A 21,095-nucleotide genomic window follows, 5' to 3' on the forward strand; every position below is an offset into this window, starting at 1 on the left:
GTGGGCTCCGTGCACCCGCGGTCCCCGGGCGGCCCGAGGTCATGGGGCCCCGTGGGCTACGCAGCACGCCCCGGGGGGTTCCGCGCCGCCCACCCGGGGGCTGCGCGCCACGCGCCCGGGTGCTTCGCGTCAGGCCCCCGGAGGGAGGGCTCCGCGCAATGCCCCCGGGCGCGTCGGAGTTCAGAGCCGGCGGGTGGCCAGGGTGAGCCGGTCGCGGGCGTCGAACAGGGCGTCCACGATCGACTGCTCGTGGGAGCCGGTGAGCCGGGCCACCGGCACCGAGCAGCTGATCGCGTCGCGGGCCGGGGTGCGCTGGGGGACCGCCACACCGAAGCAGCGCAGCCCCAGCGTGTTCTCCTCCCGGTCCACCGCGAACCCCCGCTCGCGCACCTGGTGCAGTTCCTCGATCAGCTGCTCCCGGTCGGTGATGGTGTGCTCGGTCAGCGCGGGCAGCGTCTGCGGCAGCAGCTCGCGCACCTGCTCGTCGGTGCGGGTGGCCAGCAGCGCCTTGCCGAGCGAGGTGGAGTGCGCCGGCAGGCGGCGGCCGACCCGGGTGAAGGGCCGCAGGTAGTGCTGGGACTGACGGGTGGCCAGGTACACCACGTTGGTGCCGTCGAGCCGGGCGAGGTGGATGGTCTCCGTGGTGTCGTCGGAGAGCCGGTCCAGGGTCGGCCGCGCCGCCGCCACCACCTCGTCCCCGTCGATGTACGAGGTACCGACCAGCAGCGCCCGCACCCCGATCCCGTAGCGCGTGCCGGTCGCGTCCGTCTCCACCCAGCCCAGCTCCACCAGGGTGCGCAGCAGCATGTACAGGCTGGACTTCGGGTACCCGACCGCCTCCTGCACCGCCGCGAGGCTGTGCATGCCGGGGAGCTGGGCGAAGTACTCCAGCAACTCCACGGTCCGCACCGCGGACTTGACCTGTGCGCCACCCGTCTCGGCAGTCGACATGCCTCTTGACCCCTTCGAAAGCCCGCAAATAGAGTTCCTGACATTCATACACAGGAACGTCGTTCAGAATAGCGAACGCACACCGGTCGGCCCCGGTCGTCGCGGCGGACCGGCACACCGGCAGGAACCGGAGGACCCCCACCGTGACCGCAGCACCAGTCTGGAGCGTCGATCCCCGAACCGGGAAGCGCCGGGAGCAGGTCGCCCAGGAGGCCGCGCCCGAGGACGTGGACCGCGCCGTACGCGCCGCCCACGGCGCCCGCGCGGCCCTGGCCGAACGCCCGGTGCGCGCCGCCCTGCTGCGCACCGCCGCCCGCCTGCTGGACGAGGCGCAGGACGAGGTGGTTGCGACGGCCGACGCGGAGACCGCCCTCGGCGCGCCCCGCCTCACCGGCGAACTGGCGCGTACGACGGCACAGTTGCGCGCCTTCGCCGACATCGTCGAGGAGGGCGGCTTCCTCGACGTGCACATCGACCACGCCGACGCCACCCGCACCCCGCCGTGGCCCGACCTGCGGCGCTGGAAGGTGCCGCTGGGCGTCGTCGCCGTCTACAGCGCGAGCAACTTCCCGCTCGCCTTCTCGGTGCCCGGCGGCGACACCGCGAGCGCCCTCGCCGCGGGCTGCCCCGTCGTCGTCAAGGCCCACCCGGACCACCCGGCCACCTCCGAGCTGTGCGCCTCGCTGCTGCGCCGGGCCGCCGCCCAGGAGGGTCTGCCGGAGGACGTCGTCGTCCTCGTCCACGGCTTCGACGCCGGCGTCGCGCTCGTCGGGCACCCGCTGGTCGCCGCCGCCGGTTTCACCGGCTCGGTGCGCGGCGGCAGGGCGCTGTACGACGCCGCGGCCGCCCGGCCAACCCCCATCCCCTTCCACGGCGAACTCGGCAGCCTCAACCCGGTCCTGGTCACCGAGGCGGCAGCGGCCGAGCGGGGTGAGGAGATCGGGTCCGGGCTCGCCGCGTCGATGACCCTGGGCACGGGCCAGTTCTGCACCAAGCCGGGCTTCGCACTGATCCCCGAGGGAGCGGCGGGCGACGGCCTGGTCAAGGCGCTCACCGAGGCGGTCGCCGGCGCCCGGGGCGGCGTGATGCTCGACCACCGGATGCGCGAGGCGTTCCTCGCCGGGGCCGCCGAGCGGGCCGCGCTCCCCGACGTCGAGGCGCCGGTGGCCCCCGGCCCGGACGGCGACCACGGCGTCGCGGCGGGCTTCCTGACCGTCCCGGCGAGCCGGCTGGCCTCGGGGAACACCCACGAGGCCCTTCTGGAGGAGTGCTTCGGCCCGGTCACCGTCGTCGCCCGCTACGGGAGCGAGGACGAGGCGATCACCGTCCTGCGTGCCCTGCCCGGGAACCTCACCGCGACCCTCCATCTCGGCGCCGACGAGGCGGCCGGCGCGGACGGCCGGGGCGCCGCCCTGCTCGCGCTGCTCACACCGCTGGCCGGCCGCGTCCTGGTCGACGGCTGGCCCACCGGCGTCGCCGTCGCCCCCGCCCAGCAGCACGGCGGCCCCTACCCGGCCACCACCTCCACCTCCTCCTCGGTCGGCGGCACGGCGATCGAGCGCTGGCTGCGACCGGTCACCTACCAGTCCACGCCGCAGGCGCTGCTTCCCCCGGAACTCCACGACGACAACCCGCTGGGCCTGCCGCGCCGGGTGAACGGCCGCCCCGAGACGGGCAGTTCGCACCCCGTGCCCCGCGCCGACGCCGACCCCGGCCGTGACGCGACCGCCGACGGCGCCTCGGGGGCCTGACGGCTGCCCCCGCCCTTCCTGTGACCACCACCCGCGGCCCGGCTCCCGTACGGAGCCGGGCCGTCGGCCGTCCTGCGACGGGACCGCGGCGGCGGTACCCCGGACGCGGCGCGCCGCCGGCCGCCCCCGTGAAGGGACGGCCGACGGCGCGGGTGGATGGAGCGGCGGCGCGGAGGAACGGGTCAGCGGGTGACGACCGTGTCGGCGACCGCCTCGCCGTCGGACGCGGGCGGCTCGCCCTCGAACTTCGCCTCCAGGGCCAGGCGTTCGGCCTCGGTCGGGTCGCTGTTCAGGGAGTCGATCAGCGCGTCGCGCGCCGCGCTGCCCTGCGGACGGACGAACCCGACGACCACGTACAGGGTCAGCGAGGTGAGCACCGGCAGACCGACGTTCATGGTCTGCGTGGCGTCCTCCACGCCCCAGTACAGGAAGGCCCACACCGACAGGCCGCCCGCCCAGGAGGTGATCGCGGCGACCGGTCCATGCCGCCGGAACCACGGAAGCAGACCGAGCATCAGCGGGATGGAGATCGGCCCCATCGTGGCGGCGACGATGCTCACCACCACCGTCATGATGAAGCCCTTCGGGTCGGCGAACAGCGCGAAGGTCATACTGACCGTCACGAACGCGACCGTGGTGATCCGGGCGAACGTCAGCTGCCCCGCCTGGGTGAAGCGCCGCACCCGCGGCACCAGCACCGGCGCGAGGTCACGGGTGATCACGGCCGTGATGACGTTGGAGTCGGAGGCCACCATGGCCATCGTGTGCGAGAAGAACCCGGCGAGCAGCAGTCCGATCACGCCGGTCGGCAGCAGCGCCTGGGCGAGCATGATGTAGGACTGCTCGCCGTTCTCGATGCCGGGCACCACCAGCGGGGCCGCGATCATCGGCACGAAGAGGATGAACGGCCACACGATCCACAGCGCGCTGGAGAGCAGCGCCGACCGCCTGGCCCGGGAGCCCGACGGCGCCGCCATGTAGCGCTGCGCCAGGTTCCACATGCCGCCGTTGTACTCGAAGGTCTTGACCAGCAGGAACGCCATGATCAGCCCGGAGGTGACCGGCCCGGCGACCGGATCGCCGTGCCCCTTCGGCAGGTCGCCCCACATCGTCCAGAGGGTGGCGACACCGTCCAGGTGCGCGAAGAGCGCGAAGAGCATCGCGAAGCCGGCCACCGCCTGGATGACGAACTGCCCGAAGTCGGTGAGGACGTCGGCCCACAGTCCGCCGAAGGCCATGTAGAACATGGTGCAGACGCCGGTCAGCGTGATGCCCCAGCCCAGCGGGATGTCCGCGAACCCCTGCAGCAGCACGGCGATGGCGACCCACTTGGCGGCGATGTCCACCACCTTCAGGGCGGCGCCGCTGTACGCGAGGACCTGCTGGGTGGGGAGGTTGTAGCGGACGGCGAGGTAGGCCAGAGGCGAGTTGACGCCGTGCTTGGCGCGCAGCCGGTTCCAGCGCGCGGCGAAGACGAAGGCGCCGATGCCGATGCCCACGCCGATGGTGAGCGGCCACCAGAAGTAGACGGTGACGCCGTAGTCGTACGCGACCGCCGCGAAGGTGACGAACATGATCGCGCTGTAGCCGGACATGTGGTGCGAGATCCCGGAGAGCCACCACGGTATGCGGCCACGGGCCGTGAAGAAGTCGGCGATCGTGTGGATGCGTTTCCTCGACCACAGGCCGATGCCGACCATCACGAAGAAGTACGCGCCCAGTACGACCCAGTCCAGTGCGGCCATCTCGGCTCCTCGCGTTCATGGACATGAATGGGGGACATGCTCTTGAATGGGTGACGTCACCGTAGGAGCGTCGTGATGGAGCGTCAATACGAAGCGCAGCGCGACTTTCCGCGAGTCCTGACGGCGTGGCGTCGAGCGCCGCGTTCAGCAGCCTGAACGCGCCACCGGCGCCCGCGCCCGCGTGCCGGGTCGCACCGTTGACGCGGACCCGGTACGGGTAGTCCCATGGCACGCGGGCGTTGCCCGTCGCCGAGTGGGAGTGGGACCCGTGTTCGATCTGTGCAGGCCGCAGGCTCCCTGGGTGGTCTTCGGCCCGAGGGACGCCGCCGAGATCGAGCAGCAGGTGGCGGCGTTCGAGGCCGCCGGAGGGAGGTCCCACCACCTCCACGCCCGGGACCTCGCCGATATGGTGAGTACCTGTGACGCCTTTGCCGCAGCCCTTGGGTTCCCCGGCTACTTCGGCCGCGACTGGGACGCGCTGGTCGACTGTCTTGACGACCTCCACGCGCACGAGACCGGCGGCGTGGGCATCGTCGTCGTCGTGCACGGCGCCGACGTCCTCCTCGAGGCGAAGGACCTCAGGGTCCTCGTGTCGGTCCTCTGCCAGGCGGCGGACCGCGCCGGCAAGGACGTCGACCCCGACGGTTGTTCCCGGGAGCGCCCGGTGGTGACCGAGCACTTCGTCTTCCTGCTGGACGAGGTGAGGGCCGAGGAGTTCGCCGAACGGATCGAGGACCCGGACCTGGTGGTCGGGACCGTCGACGACTTCCTCACCGTGACCTTGAACCTCGCGGTGTGGCGTCCGTGACGCGAGGGGCAGGCAGACCTAGGTCCGACGGCCGAGGCGGCTGCCGGTCCCCGGCCCGGGGCGGAGGACCGCGGACGGTGGCTAGCGTGACGGGCATGAAGACGGTGGAGCCGCCCCGCGGCATGGAGCGACGCACGCGTGACGTCCTCGCGCGGTTCGCGGAGGAGACGGTCGTGTGGGTGGCGACCGCGGACGCCCACGGGGCGCCGTACCTGGTGCCGCTGTGGTTCGTCCGCCACGACGGCTGCTTCTGGCTCGCCACCCGGCCGGCCACGCCGACCGCCCGCAACGTCGGCGCGGTCGGGCGCGTGAGGATGGCGCTGGGGGACACGCTGGACGTGGTCCTGGTGGACGGGGACGCCGAGGTGCTCATCTCCTCGCAGGCGCCCGGAGCGGCGGCGGACGCGTTCACCGCCAGGACAGGCTGGGACCCGCGGAAGGACTCCAGGGAGTACGTGTGGCTCCGGGTGCGGCCACGGTCGGTCGAGGCCCGCAACGGGGAGCACGAGATGCGCGGGCGCTGGGTGATGCGGGACGGCGTGTGGGCGGTGGACGCGGGGAGGACCGCTGTACCGGAGGCGGGGCCGCCCGTACCGTGACCGGCATGAGGCCGGAGCAGCTGCACCCCGCGATCAGGAACCGCGTCCGCTTCCTTCCGAGCATCCCCGCCGGCCCCCTCGGACGCCGGATAGGAAGGGCGGTGCGGGCGCGCCTGCCGGAGGCACGGCTGCCCGAGGGCGTGCTGGCGGGGACGGTCGGAGGCCTGCCCGGCGGACCCCTGCGGCTGTACACGCCCGCGCCGGGCCGGCCGCGCACCGGGGCCGCCGTGCTGTGGATCCACGGCGGCGGTCTGGTCAGCGGCGCGACCGTGCAGGACCACCGCTGGGCGGGCCGGCTGTGCGACGCGCTCGGCGTGGTCGTGGTGTCCGCCGAGTACCGCCTCGCCCCCGAACACCCCTGCCCCGTGGCCCTCGACGACTGCCACGCGGTGTGGGAGTGGCTGCTGCGGCACGCCGACGGCCTGGGCGTCGACACCGCCCGCCTCGCGGTGGGCGGCCGGAGCGCGGGCGGCGGACTGGCCGCGGCACTGGCGCAGCGGCTCCACGACGAGGGCGGCGTCGAACCGGCCGCCCAGTGGCTGTTCTGCCCCATGCTCGACGACCGGACCGCCGCCGACCGCACCCTCGACGCGGTCCGCCACCCGGTGTGGGACAACCGCAGCAACCGCGAGGGCTGGGCCTCCTACCTCGGCGCGGAACCCGGCGGCGCCGAGACCCCGCGCTACGCGGTGCCCGCCCGGCGCGAGGACCTCACCGGGCTCCCGCCGGCCTGGATCGGCGTCGGGGACGCCGACCTCTTCCACCAGGAGTCCCGCGACTACGCCGCACGCCTCGACGCGTGCGGCGTCGACACGGTGCTCGACGTGATGCCGGGGGCCCCGCACGGCGTCGAGACGCTCGCCGGCGAGGTGCCCTGGGTGCGCGCGTACGTCCGGCGGGCCCAGGACTGGCTGGCCGGGCGGGTCACCGTGAACTGACCGCGCGTCGAGGGTGGGGAACCCCTGACCTGCGCGGATCGTTGGGCGGACGTGAACGCATCGTCCTCGGCCGCCCCGGGCCGACAGCTCGCAGGCCCGCCCGTCGCCGTCGTCACCGGAGGGGCCCGAGGTCTCGGCTTCGCCCTCGCCGAGCGGTTCGCCGCCGTCGGCCACCGGGTGGTCGTGGGCGACCTGGAGGGCGAGGCGCTCCGCGCGGCCGCCGCCCGGCTCGGCGACGACCACCTGGCCGTCGCGGCCGACGTCACCCGGCCCGAGGACACCGCCCGCCTCGCCGAGGCCGCCGTCGAGCGCTACGGGCGGCTGGACGTCTGGGTCAACAACGCCGGAGTCCTCGCCGACGGCCCGCTGGCCGAGCAGGACCCGGGCCTCGCCGCCGCCATGAGCCGCGTCAACCTCGACGGAACCGCCAACGGCTGCCGGGCGGCGCTGGGCATGATGCTGCCGGCCGGCCGGGGCCGCATCGTCAACGTCTCCAGCCTCACCGCCCTCAAGCCGCTGGCGGCCTGGCGCACTACAGCGCCACCAAGGCCGCCGTGGCCGCCCTCTCCGCCGCCCTCCACCGGGAGGTGAAGGGCAGCGGGGTGCGGGTGACCGCGGTGCTGCCGCACCTGCTGGACACCCCGGCCGGCTCCGGCCTGCGCGCCCGCCCCACGGCCGCGCTGGCGCCCGAGCGGGTCGCCGACCTGGTGGTGCGGCTGGTCACGCGGGGCAGCCGACGGCAGTCGGTGTGCGTGCCCTGGTGGGCCGGACCGGCGCTGCGTCCCGCCGCGTCCTTGCCGGGCGTGCTGCGGGACCTGCTCGACGACCTGATGCGGCTCGACGAGATCGCGCTGGGCCGCGACACCCGCCGCCGGGCGCGCTACACCGAGGAGTTGCGCGCCCGGTACGGCGGGGGAGCGGCCCGCCCGGGCCCGGCGGAGCGGCCCGCGGCCACGGCGGTACAGCCGACCGCCGCGGGACAACCGGCCGCCGCGGACCAGTCCGCCGTCGTGGATCGGTCCGCCGCCGCGGACCAGTCCGCCGTCGTGGACGGGTCGGCCGCCGCGGATCAGCCGGCGAAGGACTCCGCGTAGGAGGCGAAGGCGTACGACGCCTCCAGGGAACCCGGCCGCGGCGGGTCGGCCGGGTCCCAGCCGCGGCCACGGTCCTCCAGCACCTGCGTGAGCAACGGCCGCCATTCAGGCGCGAGTTCGGCCGCGCTCCAGGTCAGCGCGCCCGGCTTGGACGCCACCTCGCCGGTGCTCAGCGAGTACAGCATCCGGCAGTACGTCGTCACCGTGTACCGCTGGGTCCAGGCCAGGTCGAAGGGCGCCCAGGTCCGGATGGCGTCCAGCAGTCCCGGCAGTCCGGCCCGCGCCTCGGCGCGCACCGCCCCGGGCGGGACCTCGTCGACCACCTCGGCGACCGCGGGGCCGGCCAGGGTGATGCCGTGGTGACGCAGGATCCACCGGGCGTGCGCGCTGTTGCAGTGGGTGTCCCAGGTCAGCTCCCGGTGACCGTGGTCGTTGAACAGCCACGGCGTGCCGAGACCCGTGACGTCGCGCAGGGAGGCGGTGTCGGCGTAGGAGCCCTCCAGATGCCGCGTCCAGTGGCCGGGGCGCAGCGGAATGCCGTCGTGGAGCCGGCGCAACGCCGACTCCGTGGCGCCGGACGGCAGGCGCGTGGTGGCGACGACGAAGTCGCAGTCGCTGTGCCGGTCCCCGGCGCCGAGGGCGAACGAGCCCTGCACGTAGGCGCCGACGAAGGTGTCGCCGAGGATGTCGCGGACCGAGCGGGTCAGGTCGCCGAGGAGCGCGTCGAGCTCCTCGAAGGGGGTGAAGCGGGTGGGGTGCATGCGGAGGTCTCCGTGCCCGTGTGAGTGCCGATGGACGGTTCGCGGGCGCGGCGGAAACAGGAGGCGTCACCCGGTCCGGGTGACGGACCGGGGCCGGATCGCCGCGCTCAGAGCGCGCGGCGGGTGCGGTACGCGGCGAAGCAGCAGGAAGCCATGCGTGCAGGGTAACTCCCCGCACCCCGCCGGGGTCAGCGGCGGCGCCGTCCGCGACCGGGACCGTCCGGCGACGGGCGGGGCGGCGTGCGCTCCGTCTGCACCCGCACCTCCTGGTAGGCCTCGTGGGAGGTGACCCGGAACGCCTCCTCCCAGGACGCGAGCGCGGCGGAGGCCGCGGCCCCGGCGGTGCCCCTTCGACGCACCCGGCGGGCCAGCCAGGCGAAGGCGGCGACAGCGACGGCCAGGCCGCCGAGCACCAGCAGGGGAGGCAGGAGAACGTTCATACGACAGTGAGCCTAGTCAGTCGTTCCCCCGGACGGTCGAGCTGTTCGTTCGAGTCAGCGGTCAGCGGCCACCTGCCGGCGTGGGGCGGGGACTTGACCGTGCTGTGAGACTTGCAGCATGGACATGGGGCGGGAGTCGCGGTGGGAGAAGGACGCGATGACGGTGGAGATCGTCTTCGCCCTGGTGACGGCCGGCGTACTGGCCGGGGCGATTCTCGCCGCCGCCTGGGTTCTCGCCCCGGCCCTCGGCCTCTCCGGTGCGGCGGAGAGCCGCGTGAGGACCGTGGGCGCACTGCTCGGAGCTGTGGCCGGAGCGTGGCGCCTGGTACGGGTGCTGCTCCGGTTCGACAAGCAGCGCCGCATGGGCCGCTGACCACGGCCTCGGTGGCCGGCCTCGGGCCCACCCACACCACCCGAAGGAGAACCGTGGCAAAGCTCATCTACTCGATGATCACCTCGCTCGACGGTTACGCCGAGGCGGCGGAAGGAAGCCTCGGTGTCGGGGCGGACGATCCGGAGGTGCACACCTTCGTCAACGACGTCTTCCGCCCCGTCGGCACGTACCTCTACGGCCGGCGGATGTACGAGACGATGGTCTACTGGGAGACCGCGCACACCGAGCCCGACCTGCCGCCGCACATCCTGCAGTACGCCCGCGACTGGCAGGCCGCGGAGAAGGTCGTGTACTCCACGACGTTGGAGTCGGTGTCCAGTGCGAGGACCAGGATCGAGCGGACCTTCGACCCGGACGCGGTGCGCGAGCTCAAGGCCGCGGCCGAGCACGACCTGACCGTGGACGGTCCGAACCTCGCGGCCCAGGCGATCAGGGCGGGCCTGGTGGACGAGTACCACCTCTTCATCACCACCAGCGTGGTCGGCGGCGGCAAGCGGTTCTTTCCCGACGGCGTGCGCCTCGATCTCGAACTGGTCGAGGAACGTACCTTCGCGAGCGGACTGATCTACGCGCGCTACCGGACCCGCTGAGCCGCGAAGGCGGACGCCCCGCCTGCCCGCGACGTCGGACGCCCCACGCGGGGTGCCGCGCCTGGGCGGTGGCCCCTACCGTGGAAGCCGGACGGCCGGTCCGGGCGAAGGCGAAGGGGAGAGCGATGGGGCCTCAGGTCATCGAGCACACCGAGCACACCACGGCCGCCCCGCGCGTCGTGCACGCGCTGCTGCGGGACGGGACGGGGCGGGGTGGCCCGGGTGGTCGCCGCTGGACTCGTTCACCCTCGAGTCCCCGGCGCCGGGCGGTGGCGAGGGCGTCGGCGCGGTGCGGGTCTTCCGGACCGGGCGGCACGTCTCGCGGGAGCGGATCGTGGTCAGCGAGCCGGACCGGCACTTCGCCTACGTGCTGCTCTCCGGGCTCCCGCTGCGGGACTACCGGGCGGACGTCGTGCTGACCCCCGGCGCGGACGGGGGCACGGAGATCCGGTGGCGGTCGGTCTTCCGGGCGAAGGTGCCGGGGACCGGGTGGATCTACCGGTGGGCGCTGGGCCGGTTCGTGAAGGACGTCGTGAGAGGGCTGGCCCGGCACGCGGCGGCCACCGGCTGACCGCCCCGGCGGCGGGCGGGCCACGGCGGGAGCCGCTCTGTGCGATCATCCGCCGATGACCTCCCTGCCCCCGCACCCCGTCACCGCCGAGGCGTCCGGAACCTGGACCCTCGGTGACCTGCCCGTGCGCCGGATCGGCTTCGGCGCGATGCGGTTGCCCCAGACCGGGACCGCCCTGATACCCGACGCCGTCCCCCGCGACCGCGGCGCGGCGATCACCGTGCTGCGCCGCGCGGTCGACCTCGGCGTCAACCACATCGACACCGCCGACTTCTACTTCTCCCCGCTCCGTTCGGCCAACGAGCTCATCAACAGCGCGCTCGGCGGCCCTTATCCGAGCGACCTGGTGATCGCGACCAAGGTCGGGCCGCGACGCGCCGCCGACGGCACCTGGGCGGCCGCCGCCTCGCCGTCGGAGCTGCGGGGCCAGGTCGAGGAGAACCTGCGCCAGCTCGGGCGCGACCACCTGGACCTGGTGTACCTGCGGATGATGGGCCCGGGCTCGGCGGCCGACCACTTCGGCGCGCTCGCCGAGCTGCGCGAGGCGGGCCTGATCCGCCACCTGGGGCTCTCCAGCATCCGGCGGGAGCATCTCGACGAGGCCCGGCAGATCGCGCCCGTGGTGAGCGTCCAGAACCCGTACGGTCTCGGATACAACACCCACCAGGCGGTGTTGGCGGCCCGCTGCGGTGAACTGGGCATCGCCTTCGTGCCGTTCTACAGCCTCGCCGGCACGGCCAAGGAGGACGGACGCGGCGACGGCGAGCTGCCGGAGGTCTCCGCGGTCGCCCGCGCGCACCAGGCCACCCCCGCCCAGGTCCGCATCGCCTGGACCCTCGCCCAGGGACCGCAGATGCTGACCATCACCGGCACCGGCGACCCGGACCATCTGGCCGCCAACGTGGCGGCGGGATCGCTCCGCCTGTCGGACGAGGAACTCGCCTCCCTCGACCGGGCCCACCACCACGCCGACACGCGGCCGGGCACCATGGGGGGATGAGCGAAACCGAACCCTTCCCGCCCGAACCGTGGGACCTGCGGGGCCGGATGCACGTCGGTCTCCGGCAGGTCCGTCCGAGCAGGCTGCCGAAGTGGCCGCTGCCCGAAGGGGTGCGCCCGCTGGACGTGGGCGGACGCCGCCTCCTGCTGACCTTCTGCGTCGACTACTCGCCCGAAGGGACCCTCGCCTACCGGGAGTTGCTGGTGGCGCTAGCCGTCCGGCAGGGGCGGCGGATCGGGTGCACGGCGGTGGCGGTGTGGGTGGACAGCGAGCAGTCCAAGGCCGGTGGCCGCACCCTGTGGGGCATCCCCAAGGAGATCGGGCACTTCACCTGGGAGCCCGGGGCTGGCCCGCCTGGCACGGAGCACGTGACGCTCCGGGCCCCGGGGACGGGCGAGGTCCGCGCCGCGTTCCGGCCGGGGCGGACGCTGCCCGACCGGCTGCCCGTCCGGCTGCCCATCCGCACCCGGCTCCTTCAGGAGGTGGACGGGGAGGTGCTGGCCGTCCCCGCCCACCTCACCGGCAGGCCCGCGCCGGCCAGGACGTCCTTCCGCCCCGACCCCGCAGGGGAGCTCGCCTTCCTGGGCGAGGGCCGCCCCCTGCTGTCGTTCACCCTGGAGGACTTCAGGTTCCGGGTCGGGTTCCGGCCCCCGCGCGAGCGGCTCGGCTGAGGCGGGCGCCCCACTCGCGTGCCTTCTCCACCATCTCGGGCGGGCCGACGACCTGGAAGTCCGTCCCCGCCATGCCCACGGCCGTCACCGCCCAGTTCAGGTCGTCCGTGGTCATCTCCACCCGGCAGCGGGCGCCGTCCAGCGCCTCCACCCGGCACCAGCGGCCGATCCGCTGCCGGACGACGTCCGCCGGGGCGTCGACCAGCACCTCCACCCGGTGCGGGCGCGGCAGGTTCTCCAGCCCCGCCCTGACGAAGGCCGCGGCGTCGGCGGCGGGAAGCTCCCTGGGGCGGAACCGGTCACCGGTCGCCTCCGGGGAGCTGAGCCGGTCGAGCCGGAAACTGCGCCAGTCCGCCCGGTCCAGGTCGTAGGCGACCAGGTACCAGCGGCCCCCCAGCGGCACCAGACGGTGCGGCTCGGCATGACGCTCGGTGCGGGTGCCGTCGGCGGCGCGGTAGCCGAACAGGAGCCGCTCCTCGTTCCGGCAGGCCAGCGCCACCGTGGTCAGCGCCGAGGGATCCACCGCGGGGCCCTCGCCGTCGCCCCACCGGACCGGAACCGTCACCTTGTGCAGCGCCTCCACCCGGCGACGCAGACGGGCAGGCATCACCCGGACCACCTTCGCCAGCACCCGCACGGACGACTCGGCCATCCCCTCCACCGCGTTCTGCGCCGCCGCCTGGAGACCCAGGACGAGGGCCACCGCCTCCTCGTCGTCGATCACCAGCGGCGGCAACGCGGCCCCGGCCGCCAGCTGGTAGCCGCCGTCCACCCCGCGGTTCGCCTCCACCGGGTAGCCCAGCTCGCGGAGCCTGTCGACGTCACGGCGCAGCGTCCGCGCGGAGACGCCCAGCCGGTCGGCCAGCTCGGTCCCCGGCCAGTAGCGGTGGGTCTGCAGCAAGGAGAGCAGCCGCAGGGTGCGTGCACTGGTGTTCGCCATGTCATCCAGTGTGGCGGCGATTGCGGACAGAATCCGGCCGCAATGCGATCTAGCGTGGATCTTGTCCTGGGACGACGAGGACGGGAACGAGGGGGACGCCGCCGTGCGGCACCCGTTCCCTTGAGCACGACGAACGAAGGCGATACCGAGATGAGCGTCGAAGAAATGATCACGTCTGCAGACACCGTGGGAACCCTCGACGGCGAGCGCGCCGACATCCTGGAGATGCTGGTCCGCCACCGCGAGTTCCTGCGCATGACCGTGCGTGACATCACCGACGAGCAGGCCCGCCTGCGGCCCACCGTGAGCGAACTGAGCCTCGGCGGGCTGATCAAGCACGTGGCCTCGGTGGAGACGGCCTGGGTGGACTTCATCCTCGAAGGACCCTCCGCGCTGGGCGACTTCGAGAACATGACGGAGGCCGACTGGGAGAAGCGGGCCGCGGACTTCCGGATGCTTCCCGACGAGACGCTGGCCGGGCTGCTCGAGGCCTATGACCGGGTGGCGGCCCGGACCGACGGCCTGGTGGCCACGCTGCCCGACCTGGACGCGAGCCGGCCGCTGCCCAGGGCCCCCTGGTTCGAGGGTGACCGCAGCTGGTCCGCCCGGCGGGTCCTGCTCCACATCGTCGCGGAGACCTCCCAGCACGCCGGGCACGCCGACATCATCCGCGAGACTCTGGACGGCGCGAAGACGATGGGCTGATCCGACGGTCCGGCCGGCTCACGGGTCGCTCAACGGGTCGCGCCCACCGGGGAGTCGGCGGGACCGGGGGAGAGGCACCAGTCGAGGAGGGCGGACCACGGGCCGTAGCCGGAGTCCGGGTTGAGGTGGGCGGTGCCGGGCAGGACGTCCGCCGGCACCGCCGACGGGCGGGCGTAGGCCGCGTCCGCGCCCTCCACGCAGTACGGGTCGTCGTCGGCGCAGACCACCCGGGTGTGCCGGGCCGCGGCGCCCAGCTGGGCGGGGGTGACCTGCGGCGCGGTGAACGCGGTGATCTCGGGGGCGTCGCGCAGGAAGGCGGGCCCGGGCGGTGCGATCAGCAGGACCCGGTCCACGGGATCGCGCACCAGGCCGCGGTCGACGGCGTGCAGCCAGGTGCAGCAGGCGAGGCTGTGGCACAGGACGGTGCGGCGCCGCGCGCGCAGCGAGGCCAGGTGCCTCTCGTACTCCGCCAGCCAGACGTCCAGGCTCGGCTCGTCGGGGTCGGGCAGCTGGGGGTACACCACCTCGTGCCCCAGACCGGTGAGCCGGTCGGCCAGCCAGTGCTGCCAGTGGTCGGCCGGCCGGCGGTTCTGCCAGCCGTGCAGGATGAGGAAGCCCTGCTCGGGCGTGCTGTCGTCGCTCATCGCACCATGATCGGCCGCGGCCGGACGAGGCGTCCAGCGCGGTCCGGCAGACGAACGGCCCCCACGTGGCCCCCGCGCCCCCGGCCCCTACGTCGCGCCCGCGCCCCCTCCGCGGCCCACGCGTGGCCGACGCGCGGCCGACGAATCACCGGACGGAAGAGGCACGCCGGGCGGGCCCGGGGCGCGGCACCCGGGACGCGGCCGCCCGTCGCCCTACGGTGGAGGAATGTCCATCGACTGGAACCACGAGCTGGTCGAGCAGCTCGACCGGCACTGGCGTCACCAGCTGCGGCCGCGACTGTCCGGCCTCACCGACGACGAGTACTTCTGGGAACCGGTGGGAGGCTGCTGGAGCGTGCGTCCGCAGGGCACGAGCACCGCTCCGCTCGCGGTGGGCGGCGGCGCGTTCACCATCGACTACGCCCACCCCGAGCCCGACCCGCCGCCGGTGACCACCATCGCCTGGCGGCTGGGTCACATGGTGGTCGGCGTGCTGGGCCTGCGGGTCGCCGCGCACTTCGGCGGACCGGTCGTGGAGTACACGGCCTTCCCCTGGGCCGGCACCGCCGACCAGGCCCTCGCCCAGCTCGACGAGGCGTACGCGGCGTGGACGGCCGGCGTGCGGCGCCTGGGCGAGGAAGGGCTCGCCCGCCGCTGCGGCCCCGCCGAACACGACTTCGCCGAGTACCCGATGGCGTCGCTCGTCCTGCACATCCACCGCGAGATGATCCACCACGGGGCGGAGGTCGCGCTGCTGCGCGACCTCCACCGCTCCCTCGGCCCGGGCGGCGCCCTCCTCGGTCCGGACCGCCGCGCGGTCAGGGCCGGGCGTACGGACGGGTCATGATCTCCATGTTGTGGCCGTCCGGGTCGGCGAAGTACGCGCCGCGTCCGCCGAAGAGCCGGTTGACCCGGCCCGGCTCGGTGTGACGCGGGTCGGCGAAGTAGGTGACGCCCAGGGCCTCCAGGCGGTCCACCATCGCGTCGAACCGCTCCTCGGGGACCAGGAACGCGTAGTGCTGGCCCTGGATCGGCTCGTCGCGCTTCTCGTAGTAGTCGAGCGTGACGCCGTTGCCGAGGTCGACCGGGAGGAAGGGGCCGAAGGGGGCCCCGACCCGCAGGCCGAGGACGGCGGCGAGGAACTCGGCGGACAGTTCGCGGTCCCTGGCGTGGACGACGACGTGGTCGAGCTGTACTGCGGTGACGGACATACGGGTGACGCTCCAGTGTCGGTTCCGGAAGGTGAGGGTGCGGGGGTCCGGAACCGGGGGCGGGCCGCGGGCCCGCGCCGGCGTCACGCCGAGGCCGGGCGCCTCACTCGTGTGTGGCCCGTGGCCGACCCGGCAGTCATGGCGGCAGTCTAGACCGAGGGCGTCCGCTCCCCGGCGCTCACCGGAAGTCCCGCCGCCCGCAGTTCGGCCTCGCTCAGCGGCGGGCCGTCCAGCAGGGGCTTGCGGCGGCCGAGGAGGAGCAGGGCGAGCATGTCCGGCCGCATCAGCCGGGTGGCCGGACGCTCCATGCTCATGACGTCGAGCAGGATGCGCAGCGCCCGCGGATTGCGGGCTCCGGCGTCGACGGCACGGTCCACGTAGGCGGCCAGCAGCCGCTCCGCACGGCTCGGCGGCCGGTCGGCGGCGCCCGGGTAGAACACGTCCTGCCCGACCGCCAGGTTCCACGCGTTCTCCACCGGCCGCGCCGCCGCCCGCTGGACCCGCCGGGCGGTCAGCGGGTCGGTCAGGTCGTGCCGGCGCAGCACCTCGCGCAGCGCGACGACGCTCTGCGCGGCGGCGCTCACCCCGTGGCCGTACACCGGGTTGTAGCCGGCGATCGCGTCGCCCAGCACGACGAAACCGGCCGGCAGACGCCTCGCCCGCTCGTAGTAGCGGCGCCGGTTGGCGGTGCTGCGGGTGGTGACCACCGGTCCCAACGGCTCGGCGTCGGCGATCAGTTCACCGATCACCGGATGCGGGAGGGAGCGTGCGAACGGAACGAAGGCGTCGGGGTCGGCGGTCGGGCGCCCGTCACGGCTGCCGGCCAGGGTGACCAGCCAGCGGCCGCCCTCGATCGGGTTGAGGATGCCGCCCCGCCCCACCGGGGCGTGCGGGTCCGCCTGGACGTTGACGACCGGGAAGCGCTCCGCCCCCGCCGGGGCACGGTAGAGGCGGCTGGCGTAGCCCATGCCCGAGTCGACGGTGCGCTCCGGCACCGGAGGCAGGCCCAGTTCCGCCAGCCAGACCGGGGCGCGGCCCGCACGTCCGCTCGCGTCCACCACCAGGTCGGCGGTCAGCCGCTCGCGCGCCCCGCCCTCACCGGCCATCACGTCGACGCCGACGACCCGGTCGGGCGCGCCCGCGAGCCCGACCGCCTCGACGCCGGTCCGCAGCGTCACCCGGGCGTCGCGCAGCACCCGGGCGCGGACCACGGCGTCCAGCAGGTCCCGGCCGCACACCACGTTGGTGTGCCGGGAATGGGTGAAGCGGCGGAACCACTGCCCCGAGGGGGCCTTGGAGACCAGGTCCGTCATGATCCGGGCGCGCCAGGCGCCCCTCGCCGTCAACTCCTCTACCAGACCCGGCAGCAGCGACTCCATGGCCTTCACGCCGCCGGACCACAGCACGTGCGCGTGCCGGGCCTGCGGCAGGCCCCGGCGCGGCTCGGGTCCCTCGGGAAGCCGGTCGCGTTCGACGACGGTGACGTCGGCGTACTCGGCCAGGACGGCGGCGGCCAGCATTCCGGTGATGCTGCCGCCGACGACGACGGCGGTGCGGCGGGACATGGGCGGACTCTTTCGCGGGGGACGGGAGCGGGGACGCGATCAGCGGGCGGGGACCGGGGCGGGCAGGGACGGACTCGCGGCCTGGTCGACGAGGTCGTGGAGGCAGGACGCGTAGGGCTCCCGCCCGGCGAGGCGGCCGAGGAGCTGGTGGGCGAGGACACGGTGCCGTTCCACGTCCTGCCGGAAGAGCCCCTGCGCCTCGTCGCGCAGCAGCATCCCGAGGAGCTCCTCACGGGCCCGGGGGGACGTCCGGGCCGCCCGGCGGAGCAGGCCGAGCCGGGCGGCGTCCGCGAGGGAGGCCGACTCGGCGGCGCAGGCCAGCAGGTGGGTCGCGGTGCCGTTGGCCAGGTCCTCGTTGCGGCCGGAGGCGATGTCCTCCTGGTCGTTGAAGAACTGCCAGAGGATTCCGAGGAGGTCGCCGAACTCGCGCCACGCGGTCGTGCGTTCGGCCGACGCGCCGGCGAGCAGCGCCGCCATGCCGGTGATCATCGCGAAGGGGGCGCCGGACTTGCCGCGGTAGGCGGCCAGCACCGCCTCGCGGCGCGGCGCGATCCCCGAGGCGCCCCGCAGGTCGGCGAGCTGGCCGTCCACCGCGGCAAGTCCGCAGGAGACCAACTCGGCGGCCAGGGGCCGCTGCAAGGGGCCGGGCACGCGCGGGGAGCCGAGCAGGCGCAGCGGGAGCAGTGTGCCGACGGCCAGGGTGGAGAGCGACGTCTCGGGGCCGGACGCGCCCTCCCCGGCGGCCCTCTCCCCGTCCGCGACGTCGTCCATGCGGCAGGCGGCCGTCCACCACAGCAGGTGCACCGCCGCCAGCGGGAGCGCGGGCTCCGGATCCCCGGTCTCCGCACCGTGGACCGCCAGGGGAAGGACCGACAAGGGGTACCGCATCGGCTGCCGGTCCAGCAGTTCCTCGCAGGCGGTCCTCAACAGCCCGCCGGGTGGGCCGGCCGCCTCGAGTGCGGCGGTCACCTCGGCCTCGATGGCCTCGGCGTGAGCGGCGTGCAGGTCCTGGTAGGTCAAGGAGGGCACTGCTGTTCCCCCGTAAGCCACTGGGTCTGGAGTGGAACACGATTCGAACATCGTTGATCCGTGCGAGGCCAGAGCAAGATTCGGCCAGGGCGTCCGATTGACGCCGGGCGGGAGGCCGCCGCGCCTCCGTGACAGCACCGCGGCGGCCGGGAGTTCCCGTTCGCCCCGGTTTCACGCGAAGGTGTGGAGCCGGGTCGGGCGGCGGATGGCAGGGCGTGGGCCGGGGCAGGACCCGGCCATGACGCAGCCGTTCGAACTCCCGCAGTTCTACATGCCGTATCCCGCGCGGCTGAACCCGCACCTCGACGAGGCCCGCGCCCACTCCACGGCGTGGGCCCGGGACATGGGGATGCTGGAGGGATCCGGCGTCTGGGAGCAGTCCGACCTCGACGCGCACGACTACGGCCTGCTGTGCGCCTACACCCACCCCGACTGCGACGGGCCCGCGCTCTCCCTGATCACCGACTGGTACGTGTGGGTCTTCTTCTTCGACGACCACTTCCTGGAGATGTTCAAACGCGGTCTGGACCGCGCCGGCGGCCGGGCCCACCTGGAGCGGCTCCCGCAGTTCATGCCGCCCGACCTCGCGACCCCCGTGCCCGAGCCGCGGAACCCGGTGGAGGCCGGACTCGCCGACCTGTGGGCGCGCACCGTCCCCGCGATGTCGGAGCACTGGCGCCGCCGTTTCGCCCTGGCCACCGAACACCTGCTGAACGAGTCCCTGTGGGAGCTCTCCAACATCGGCGAGGGCCGGATCGCCAACCCGGTGGAGTACATCGAGATGCGCCGAAAGGTCGGCGGCGCTCCCTGGTCGGCCGGCCTGGTCGAGTACGCCACCGCCGAGGTCCCGCACCGCGTCGCCCGGTCCCGGCCGCTGCGGGTGCTGATGGAGACCTTCTCCGACGGCGTCCACCTGCGCAACGACCTCTTCTCCTACCAGCGCGAGGTCGAGGAGGAGGGCGAACTCAGCAACGGCGTCCTCGTCCTGGAGAACTTCTTCGGCTGCCCGCCGCAGCAGGCCGCCGAGATCGTCAACGACGTCCTCACCTCCCGCCTCCACCAGTTCGAGCACACCGCCCTGACCGAGGTGCCCGCCCTCGCGCTGGAGGCCGGCCTCACCCCCGACGAGGTGGCCGCCGTCGCCGCCTACACGCGCGGCCTCCAGGACTGGCAGTCCGGCGGCCACGAGTGGCACCTGCGCTCCAGCCGCTACATGAACGAAGGCGCGCTCGCCGCCCGCACCGACCCGCTCCGCGGCCCGACGGGGCCGGGCGCCTCCGCCGCCGACGTGCGTGCGCTGCTCGCCGGGGCCGGGGCCGCGCGGCTGCGGAACCACACCCACGTGCCGTTCCAGCGGGTCGGCCCGGCCCGGATCCCCGACCTGCCGATGCCGTTCGAGCTCACCCTCAGCCCGCACCTGGACGGCGCCCGCCACCGGCTGCGGGACTGGGTGGAGGACATGGGGATCTTCGCCGAGGGGGTGTGGGACGAGGACAAGCTGCGCGCCTACGACCTCCCGCTCTGCGCCGCCGGGATCCACCCCTCGGGCACCCGGGAAGGGCTCGACCTGGCCTCCGCCTGGCTGGCCTGGGGCACCTACGGCGACGACTACTACCCGCTGGTCTTCGGACACCGCCGCGACCTGGCGGCGGCCCGCCTCACCACCGCCCGCCTCTCCGCCTGCATGCCTCTCGAGGGTGAGGCCGCCGGGCCCCCGGCCAACGCCATGGAGCGCGGTCTCGCCGATCTGTGGGCGCGCACCACCGCGGCGATGTCCCCCGAACAGCGGCGGATCCTGCGCAAGGCCGTCGACGACATGACCGAGAGCTGGGTCTGGGAGCTCGCCAACCAGCTCCTGCACCGCGTCCCGGACCCGGTGGACTACCTGGAGATGCGACGGGCCACCTTCGGGGCCGACCTCACGATGAGCCTGTGCCGCCTCGGCCACGGCCCCGCCGTCCCGGCGGAGGTCTACCGCAGCGGGCCCGTCCGGTCCCTGGAGAACGCGGCCGTCGACTACGCCTGCCTGGTCAACGACATCTTCTCGTACCAGAAGGAGATCGAGTTCGAGGGCGAGATCCACAACGCCGTGCTGGTGGTGCAGAACTTCTTCGGCTGCGACTACCCGGACGCCCTCCGCGTCGTCCAGGACCTGACGGCCCGGCGCATGGAGCAGTTCCAGCACGTCGTCGCCCACGAGCTCCCCGCCCTGTACGACGACCTCGCGCTCGGCGTGGAGGCCCGCCGGGCCGTCGACGGTTACGTGGCCGACCTGCGGAACTGGATGGCGGGCATCCTGAACTGGCACCGCGAGGTCGACCGGTACAAGGACGCCTGGCTCTCCCGGCGGGCCCACCGGTTCGTGCCGGGCGCCGTGCCGTCCCCGCCCGGCCTTCCGGGGCCGCACAGCCTTTCCGCCGGGCCCGGGCTTCCGTCGCTGTCCGCGTCCGCGTCCTCGTCCCCGTCCGCCGCGGCGGCCCCCGCCGGCCTTGTGCCGTCCGGTCGGGCGGCCGGAGCCTGGGCGATCCCCGGCGTTCCGGCGCCCGGCGTCGGGGCCGACCCTCGGCAGTGACCCGGTGCAGCGGTGCACGGCCGTGCGGGCGGCGCGGCCCGCGGCAGGCCGGGGGGGTTAGCACAGTTTAAAACGTTTGCGAAAATGTAACCCCGCGCCCGCCTGCGGCGGGGGCC

20 protein-coding genes and 2 pseudogenes are annotated in these 21,095 nt (G+C 74.2%); 13 read left to right on the forward strand and 9 right to left on the reverse strand.

The features are described from left to right. Window positions 1-180: 180 nt before the first annotated feature. On the reverse strand, window positions 181-951 hold the full coding sequence (locus ABT026_RS21545; protein ID WP_351116452.1) for an IclR family transcriptional regulator: 771 nt from the start codon (window positions 949-951) through the stop codon (window positions 181-183). Between the two features lie 143 nt (window positions 952-1,094). Between ABT026_RS21545 and ABT026_RS21550 the strand changes: the two are divergent. Beyond that, window positions 1,095-2,618 (forward strand): annotated as a pseudogene (locus ABT026_RS21550) (aldehyde dehydrogenase (NADP(+))); the annotation flags it as partial. A 266-nt stretch (window positions 2,619-2,884) separates the two neighbouring features. Here ABT026_RS21550 and ABT026_RS21555 read toward each other — a convergent pair. Continuing rightward, window positions 2,885-4,447, reverse strand: a complete 1,563-nt coding sequence (locus ABT026_RS21555; protein WP_351116454.1) for a sodium:solute symporter family protein — start codon at window positions 4,445-4,447, stop codon at window positions 2,885-2,887. Between the two features lie 268 nt (window positions 4,448-4,715). Here ABT026_RS21555 and ABT026_RS21560 point away from each other — a divergent pair, with 268 nt between their 5' ends. From ABT026_RS21560 to ABT026_RS21575, 4 genes and pseudogenes are all read left to right on the forward strand, one after another. Further along, window positions 4,716-5,255 carry a barstar family protein gene (locus ABT026_RS21560; protein ID WP_351116455.1) on the forward strand — a complete coding sequence of 180 codons (540 nt, stop codon included), beginning with the start codon at window positions 4,716-4,718 and terminating at the stop codon, window positions 5,253-5,255. Between the two features lie 95 nt (window positions 5,256-5,350). Next, on the forward strand, window positions 5,351-5,854 hold the full coding sequence (locus tag ABT026_RS21565; RefSeq protein ID WP_351116456.1) for a pyridoxamine 5'-phosphate oxidase family protein: 504 nt from the start codon (window positions 5,351-5,353) through the stop codon (window positions 5,852-5,854). A gap of 5 nt (window positions 5,855-5,859) precedes the next feature. Next, on the forward strand, window positions 5,860-6,792 hold the full coding sequence (locus tag ABT026_RS21570) for an alpha/beta hydrolase (RefSeq protein WP_351116458.1): 933 nt from the start codon (window positions 5,860-5,862) through the stop codon (window positions 6,790-6,792). 51 nt (window positions 6,793-6,843) lie between these two features. Continuing rightward, window positions 6,844-7,886: pseudogene (locus ABT026_RS21575) on the forward strand (SDR family NAD(P)-dependent oxidoreductase). Here the strand turns inward: ABT026_RS21575 and ABT026_RS21580 are convergent. Together ABT026_RS21580 and ABT026_RS21585 are read right to left on the reverse strand one after the other, a co-directional pair. Further along, on the reverse strand, window positions 7,862-8,647 hold the full coding sequence (locus tag ABT026_RS21580) for an aminoglycoside adenylyltransferase domain-containing protein (protein WP_351116459.1): 786 nt from the start codon (window positions 8,645-8,647) through the stop codon (window positions 7,862-7,864). The pseudogene ABT026_RS21575 and the gene ABT026_RS21580 sit on opposite strands and share 25 nt — an antisense overlap. Before the next feature lie 188 nt (window positions 8,648-8,835). Continuing rightward, the gene (locus tag ABT026_RS21585; RefSeq protein WP_351116462.1) at window positions 8,836-9,087 is read right to left on the reverse strand and encodes a hypothetical protein; all 252 of its coding nucleotides are present in this window, start codon (window positions 9,085-9,087) and stop codon (window positions 8,836-8,838) included. Window positions 9,088-9,205: 118 nt separating this feature from the next. Here ABT026_RS21585 and ABT026_RS21590 point away from each other — a divergent pair, with 118 nt between their 5' ends. From ABT026_RS21590 to ABT026_RS21610, 5 genes are read left to right on the forward strand one after another with little or no spacing between them, the layout of a single operon-like run. Next, window positions 9,206-9,460 (forward strand): DUF6332 family protein, encoded by a 255-nt coding sequence (locus ABT026_RS21590; protein ID WP_351116463.1) that lies wholly within the window; start codon window positions 9,206-9,208, stop codon window positions 9,458-9,460. 53 nt (window positions 9,461-9,513) lie between these two features. Further along, window positions 9,514-10,071 (forward strand): dihydrofolate reductase family protein, encoded by a 558-nt coding sequence (locus tag ABT026_RS21595; protein WP_351116465.1) that lies wholly within the window; start codon window positions 9,514-9,516, stop codon window positions 10,069-10,071. A gap of 52 nt (window positions 10,072-10,123) precedes the next feature. After that, window positions 10,124-10,642 (forward strand): SRPBCC family protein, encoded by a 519-nt coding sequence (locus ABT026_RS21600; RefSeq protein WP_351116466.1) that lies wholly within the window; start codon window positions 10,124-10,126, stop codon window positions 10,640-10,642. 55 nt (window positions 10,643-10,697) lie between these two features. Next, a complete protein-coding gene (locus tag ABT026_RS21605) occupies window positions 10,698-11,642 on the forward strand; it encodes an aldo/keto reductase (protein WP_351116468.1) in 945 nt (314 codons plus the stop codon). After that, window positions 11,639-12,313, forward strand: coding sequence for an acetoacetate decarboxylase family protein (locus tag ABT026_RS21610; protein WP_351116469.1), 675 nt, complete (start codon window positions 11,639-11,641; stop codon window positions 12,311-12,313). The genes ABT026_RS21605 and ABT026_RS21610 overlap by 4 nt, the downstream gene beginning before the upstream one ends. On the opposite strand, the gene ABT026_RS21615 is transcribed toward ABT026_RS21610, so the two are convergent. Then, the gene (locus ABT026_RS21615; protein ID WP_351116471.1) at window positions 12,267-13,253 is read right to left on the reverse strand and encodes a helix-turn-helix transcriptional regulator; all 987 of its coding nucleotides are present in this window, start codon (window positions 13,251-13,253) and stop codon (window positions 12,267-12,269) included. The two genes, ABT026_RS21610 and ABT026_RS21615, sit on opposite strands and share 47 nt — an antisense overlap. Window positions 13,254-13,403: 150 nt before the next feature. Between ABT026_RS21615 and ABT026_RS21620 the strand changes: the two genes are divergently transcribed. Continuing rightward, a complete protein-coding gene (locus tag ABT026_RS21620) occupies window positions 13,404-13,958 on the forward strand; it encodes a DinB family protein (RefSeq protein ID WP_351116473.1) in 555 nt (184 codons plus the stop codon). A 29-nt stretch (window positions 13,959-13,987) separates the two neighbouring features. Here the strand turns inward: ABT026_RS21620 and ABT026_RS21625 are convergent, their stop codons facing one another. Beyond that, window positions 13,988-14,602, reverse strand: a complete 615-nt coding sequence (locus ABT026_RS21625) for an RBBP9/YdeN family alpha/beta hydrolase (RefSeq protein ID WP_351116474.1) — start codon at window positions 14,600-14,602, stop codon at window positions 13,988-13,990. Between the two features lie 226 nt (window positions 14,603-14,828). On the opposite strand from ABT026_RS21625, the gene ABT026_RS21630 reads away from it, so the two are divergent. Beyond that, a complete protein-coding gene (locus tag ABT026_RS21630; RefSeq protein WP_351116475.1) occupies window positions 14,829-15,449 on the forward strand; it encodes a DinB family protein in 621 nt (206 codons plus the stop codon). Here ABT026_RS21630 and ABT026_RS21635 read toward each other — a convergent pair. The 3 genes from ABT026_RS21635 to ABT026_RS21645 all read right to left on the reverse strand — a co-directional run bounded on the left by ABT026_RS21635 (window position 15,421) and on the right by ABT026_RS21645 (window position 18,407). Then, window positions 15,421-15,813, reverse strand: a complete 393-nt coding sequence (locus tag ABT026_RS21635; RefSeq protein WP_351116477.1) for a VOC family protein — start codon at window positions 15,811-15,813, stop codon at window positions 15,421-15,423. The two genes, ABT026_RS21630 and ABT026_RS21635, sit on opposite strands and share 29 nt — an antisense overlap. A gap of 149 nt (window positions 15,814-15,962) precedes the next feature. Beyond that, complete coding sequence (locus tag ABT026_RS21640; protein WP_351116478.1) at window positions 15,963-17,378, reverse strand: FAD-dependent monooxygenase; 1,416 nt, start codon at window positions 17,376-17,378, stop codon at window positions 15,963-15,965. 39 nt (window positions 17,379-17,417) lie between these two features. Beyond that, the gene (locus ABT026_RS21645; protein WP_351116479.1) at window positions 17,418-18,407 is read right to left on the reverse strand and encodes a polyprenyl synthetase family protein; all 990 of its coding nucleotides are present in this window, start codon (window positions 18,405-18,407) and stop codon (window positions 17,418-17,420) included. A 238-nt stretch (window positions 18,408-18,645) separates the two neighbouring features. Between ABT026_RS21645 and cyc2 the strand changes: the two genes are divergently transcribed. Next, the gene (gene cyc2, locus ABT026_RS21650; protein WP_351116481.1) at window positions 18,646-20,979 is read left to right on the forward strand and encodes a germacradienol/geosmin synthase Cyc2; all 2,334 of its coding nucleotides are present in this window, start codon (window positions 18,646-18,648) and stop codon (window positions 20,977-20,979) included. Window positions 20,980-21,095 lie beyond the last annotated feature (116 nt).

The organism is Streptomyces sp. NPDC002734 (assembly GCF_040295685.1).
Taxonomy (GTDB): Bacteria; Actinomycetota; Actinomycetes; order Streptomycetales; family Streptomycetaceae; genus Streptomyces.

Coding starts and splice junctions, on each gene's coding strand:
- ABT026_RS21580 (WP_351116459.1), bottom strand. CDS start 8,647: ATGCACCCCACCCGCTTCACCCCCTTCGAGGAGCTCGACGCGCTCCTC.
- ABT026_RS21605 (WP_351116468.1), top strand. CDS start 10,698: ATGACCTCCCTGCCCCCGCACCCCGTCACCGCCGAGGCGTCCGGAACC.
- ABT026_RS21625 (WP_351116474.1), bottom strand. CDS start 14,602: ATGAGCGACGACAGCACGCCCGAGCAGGGCTTCCTCATCCTGCACGGC.
- ABT026_RS21565 (WP_351116456.1), top strand. CDS start 5,351: ATGAAGACGGTGGAGCCGCCCCGCGGCATGGAGCGACGCACGCGTGAC.
- ABT026_RS21555 (WP_351116454.1), bottom strand. CDS start 4,447: ATGGCCGCACTGGACTGGGTCGTACTGGGCGCGTACTTCTTCGTGATG.
- ABT026_RS21620 (WP_351116473.1), top strand. CDS start 13,404: ATGAGCGTCGAAGAAATGATCACGTCTGCAGACACCGTGGGAACCCTC.
- ABT026_RS21635 (WP_351116477.1), bottom strand. CDS start 15,813: ATGTCCGTCACCGCAGTACAGCTCGACCACGTCGTCGTCCACGCCAGG.
- cyc2 (WP_351116481.1), top strand. CDS start 18,646: ATGACGCAGCCGTTCGAACTCCCGCAGTTCTACATGCCGTATCCCGCG.
- ABT026_RS21610 (WP_351116469.1), top strand. CDS start 11,639: ATGAGCGAAACCGAACCCTTCCCGCCCGAACCGTGGGACCTGCGGGGC.
- ABT026_RS21585 (WP_351116462.1), bottom strand. CDS start 9,087: ATGAACGTTCTCCTGCCTCCCCTGCTGGTGCTCGGCGGCCTGGCCGTC.
- ABT026_RS21630 (WP_351116475.1), top strand. CDS start 14,829: ATGTCCATCGACTGGAACCACGAGCTGGTCGAGCAGCTCGACCGGCAC.
- ABT026_RS21640 (WP_351116478.1), bottom strand. CDS start 17,378: ATGTCCCGCCGCACCGCCGTCGTCGTCGGCGGCAGCATCACCGGAATG.
- ABT026_RS21590 (WP_351116463.1), top strand. CDS start 9,206: ATGGACATGGGGCGGGAGTCGCGGTGGGAGAAGGACGCGATGACGGTG.
- ABT026_RS21615 (WP_351116471.1), bottom strand. CDS start 13,253: ATGGCGAACACCAGTGCACGCACCCTGCGGCTGCTCTCCTTGCTGCAG.
- ABT026_RS21545 (WP_351116452.1), bottom strand. CDS start 951: ATGTCGACTGCCGAGACGGGTGGCGCACAGGTCAAGTCCGCGGTGCGG.
- ABT026_RS21570 (WP_351116458.1), top strand. CDS start 5,860: ATGAGGCCGGAGCAGCTGCACCCCGCGATCAGGAACCGCGTCCGCTTC.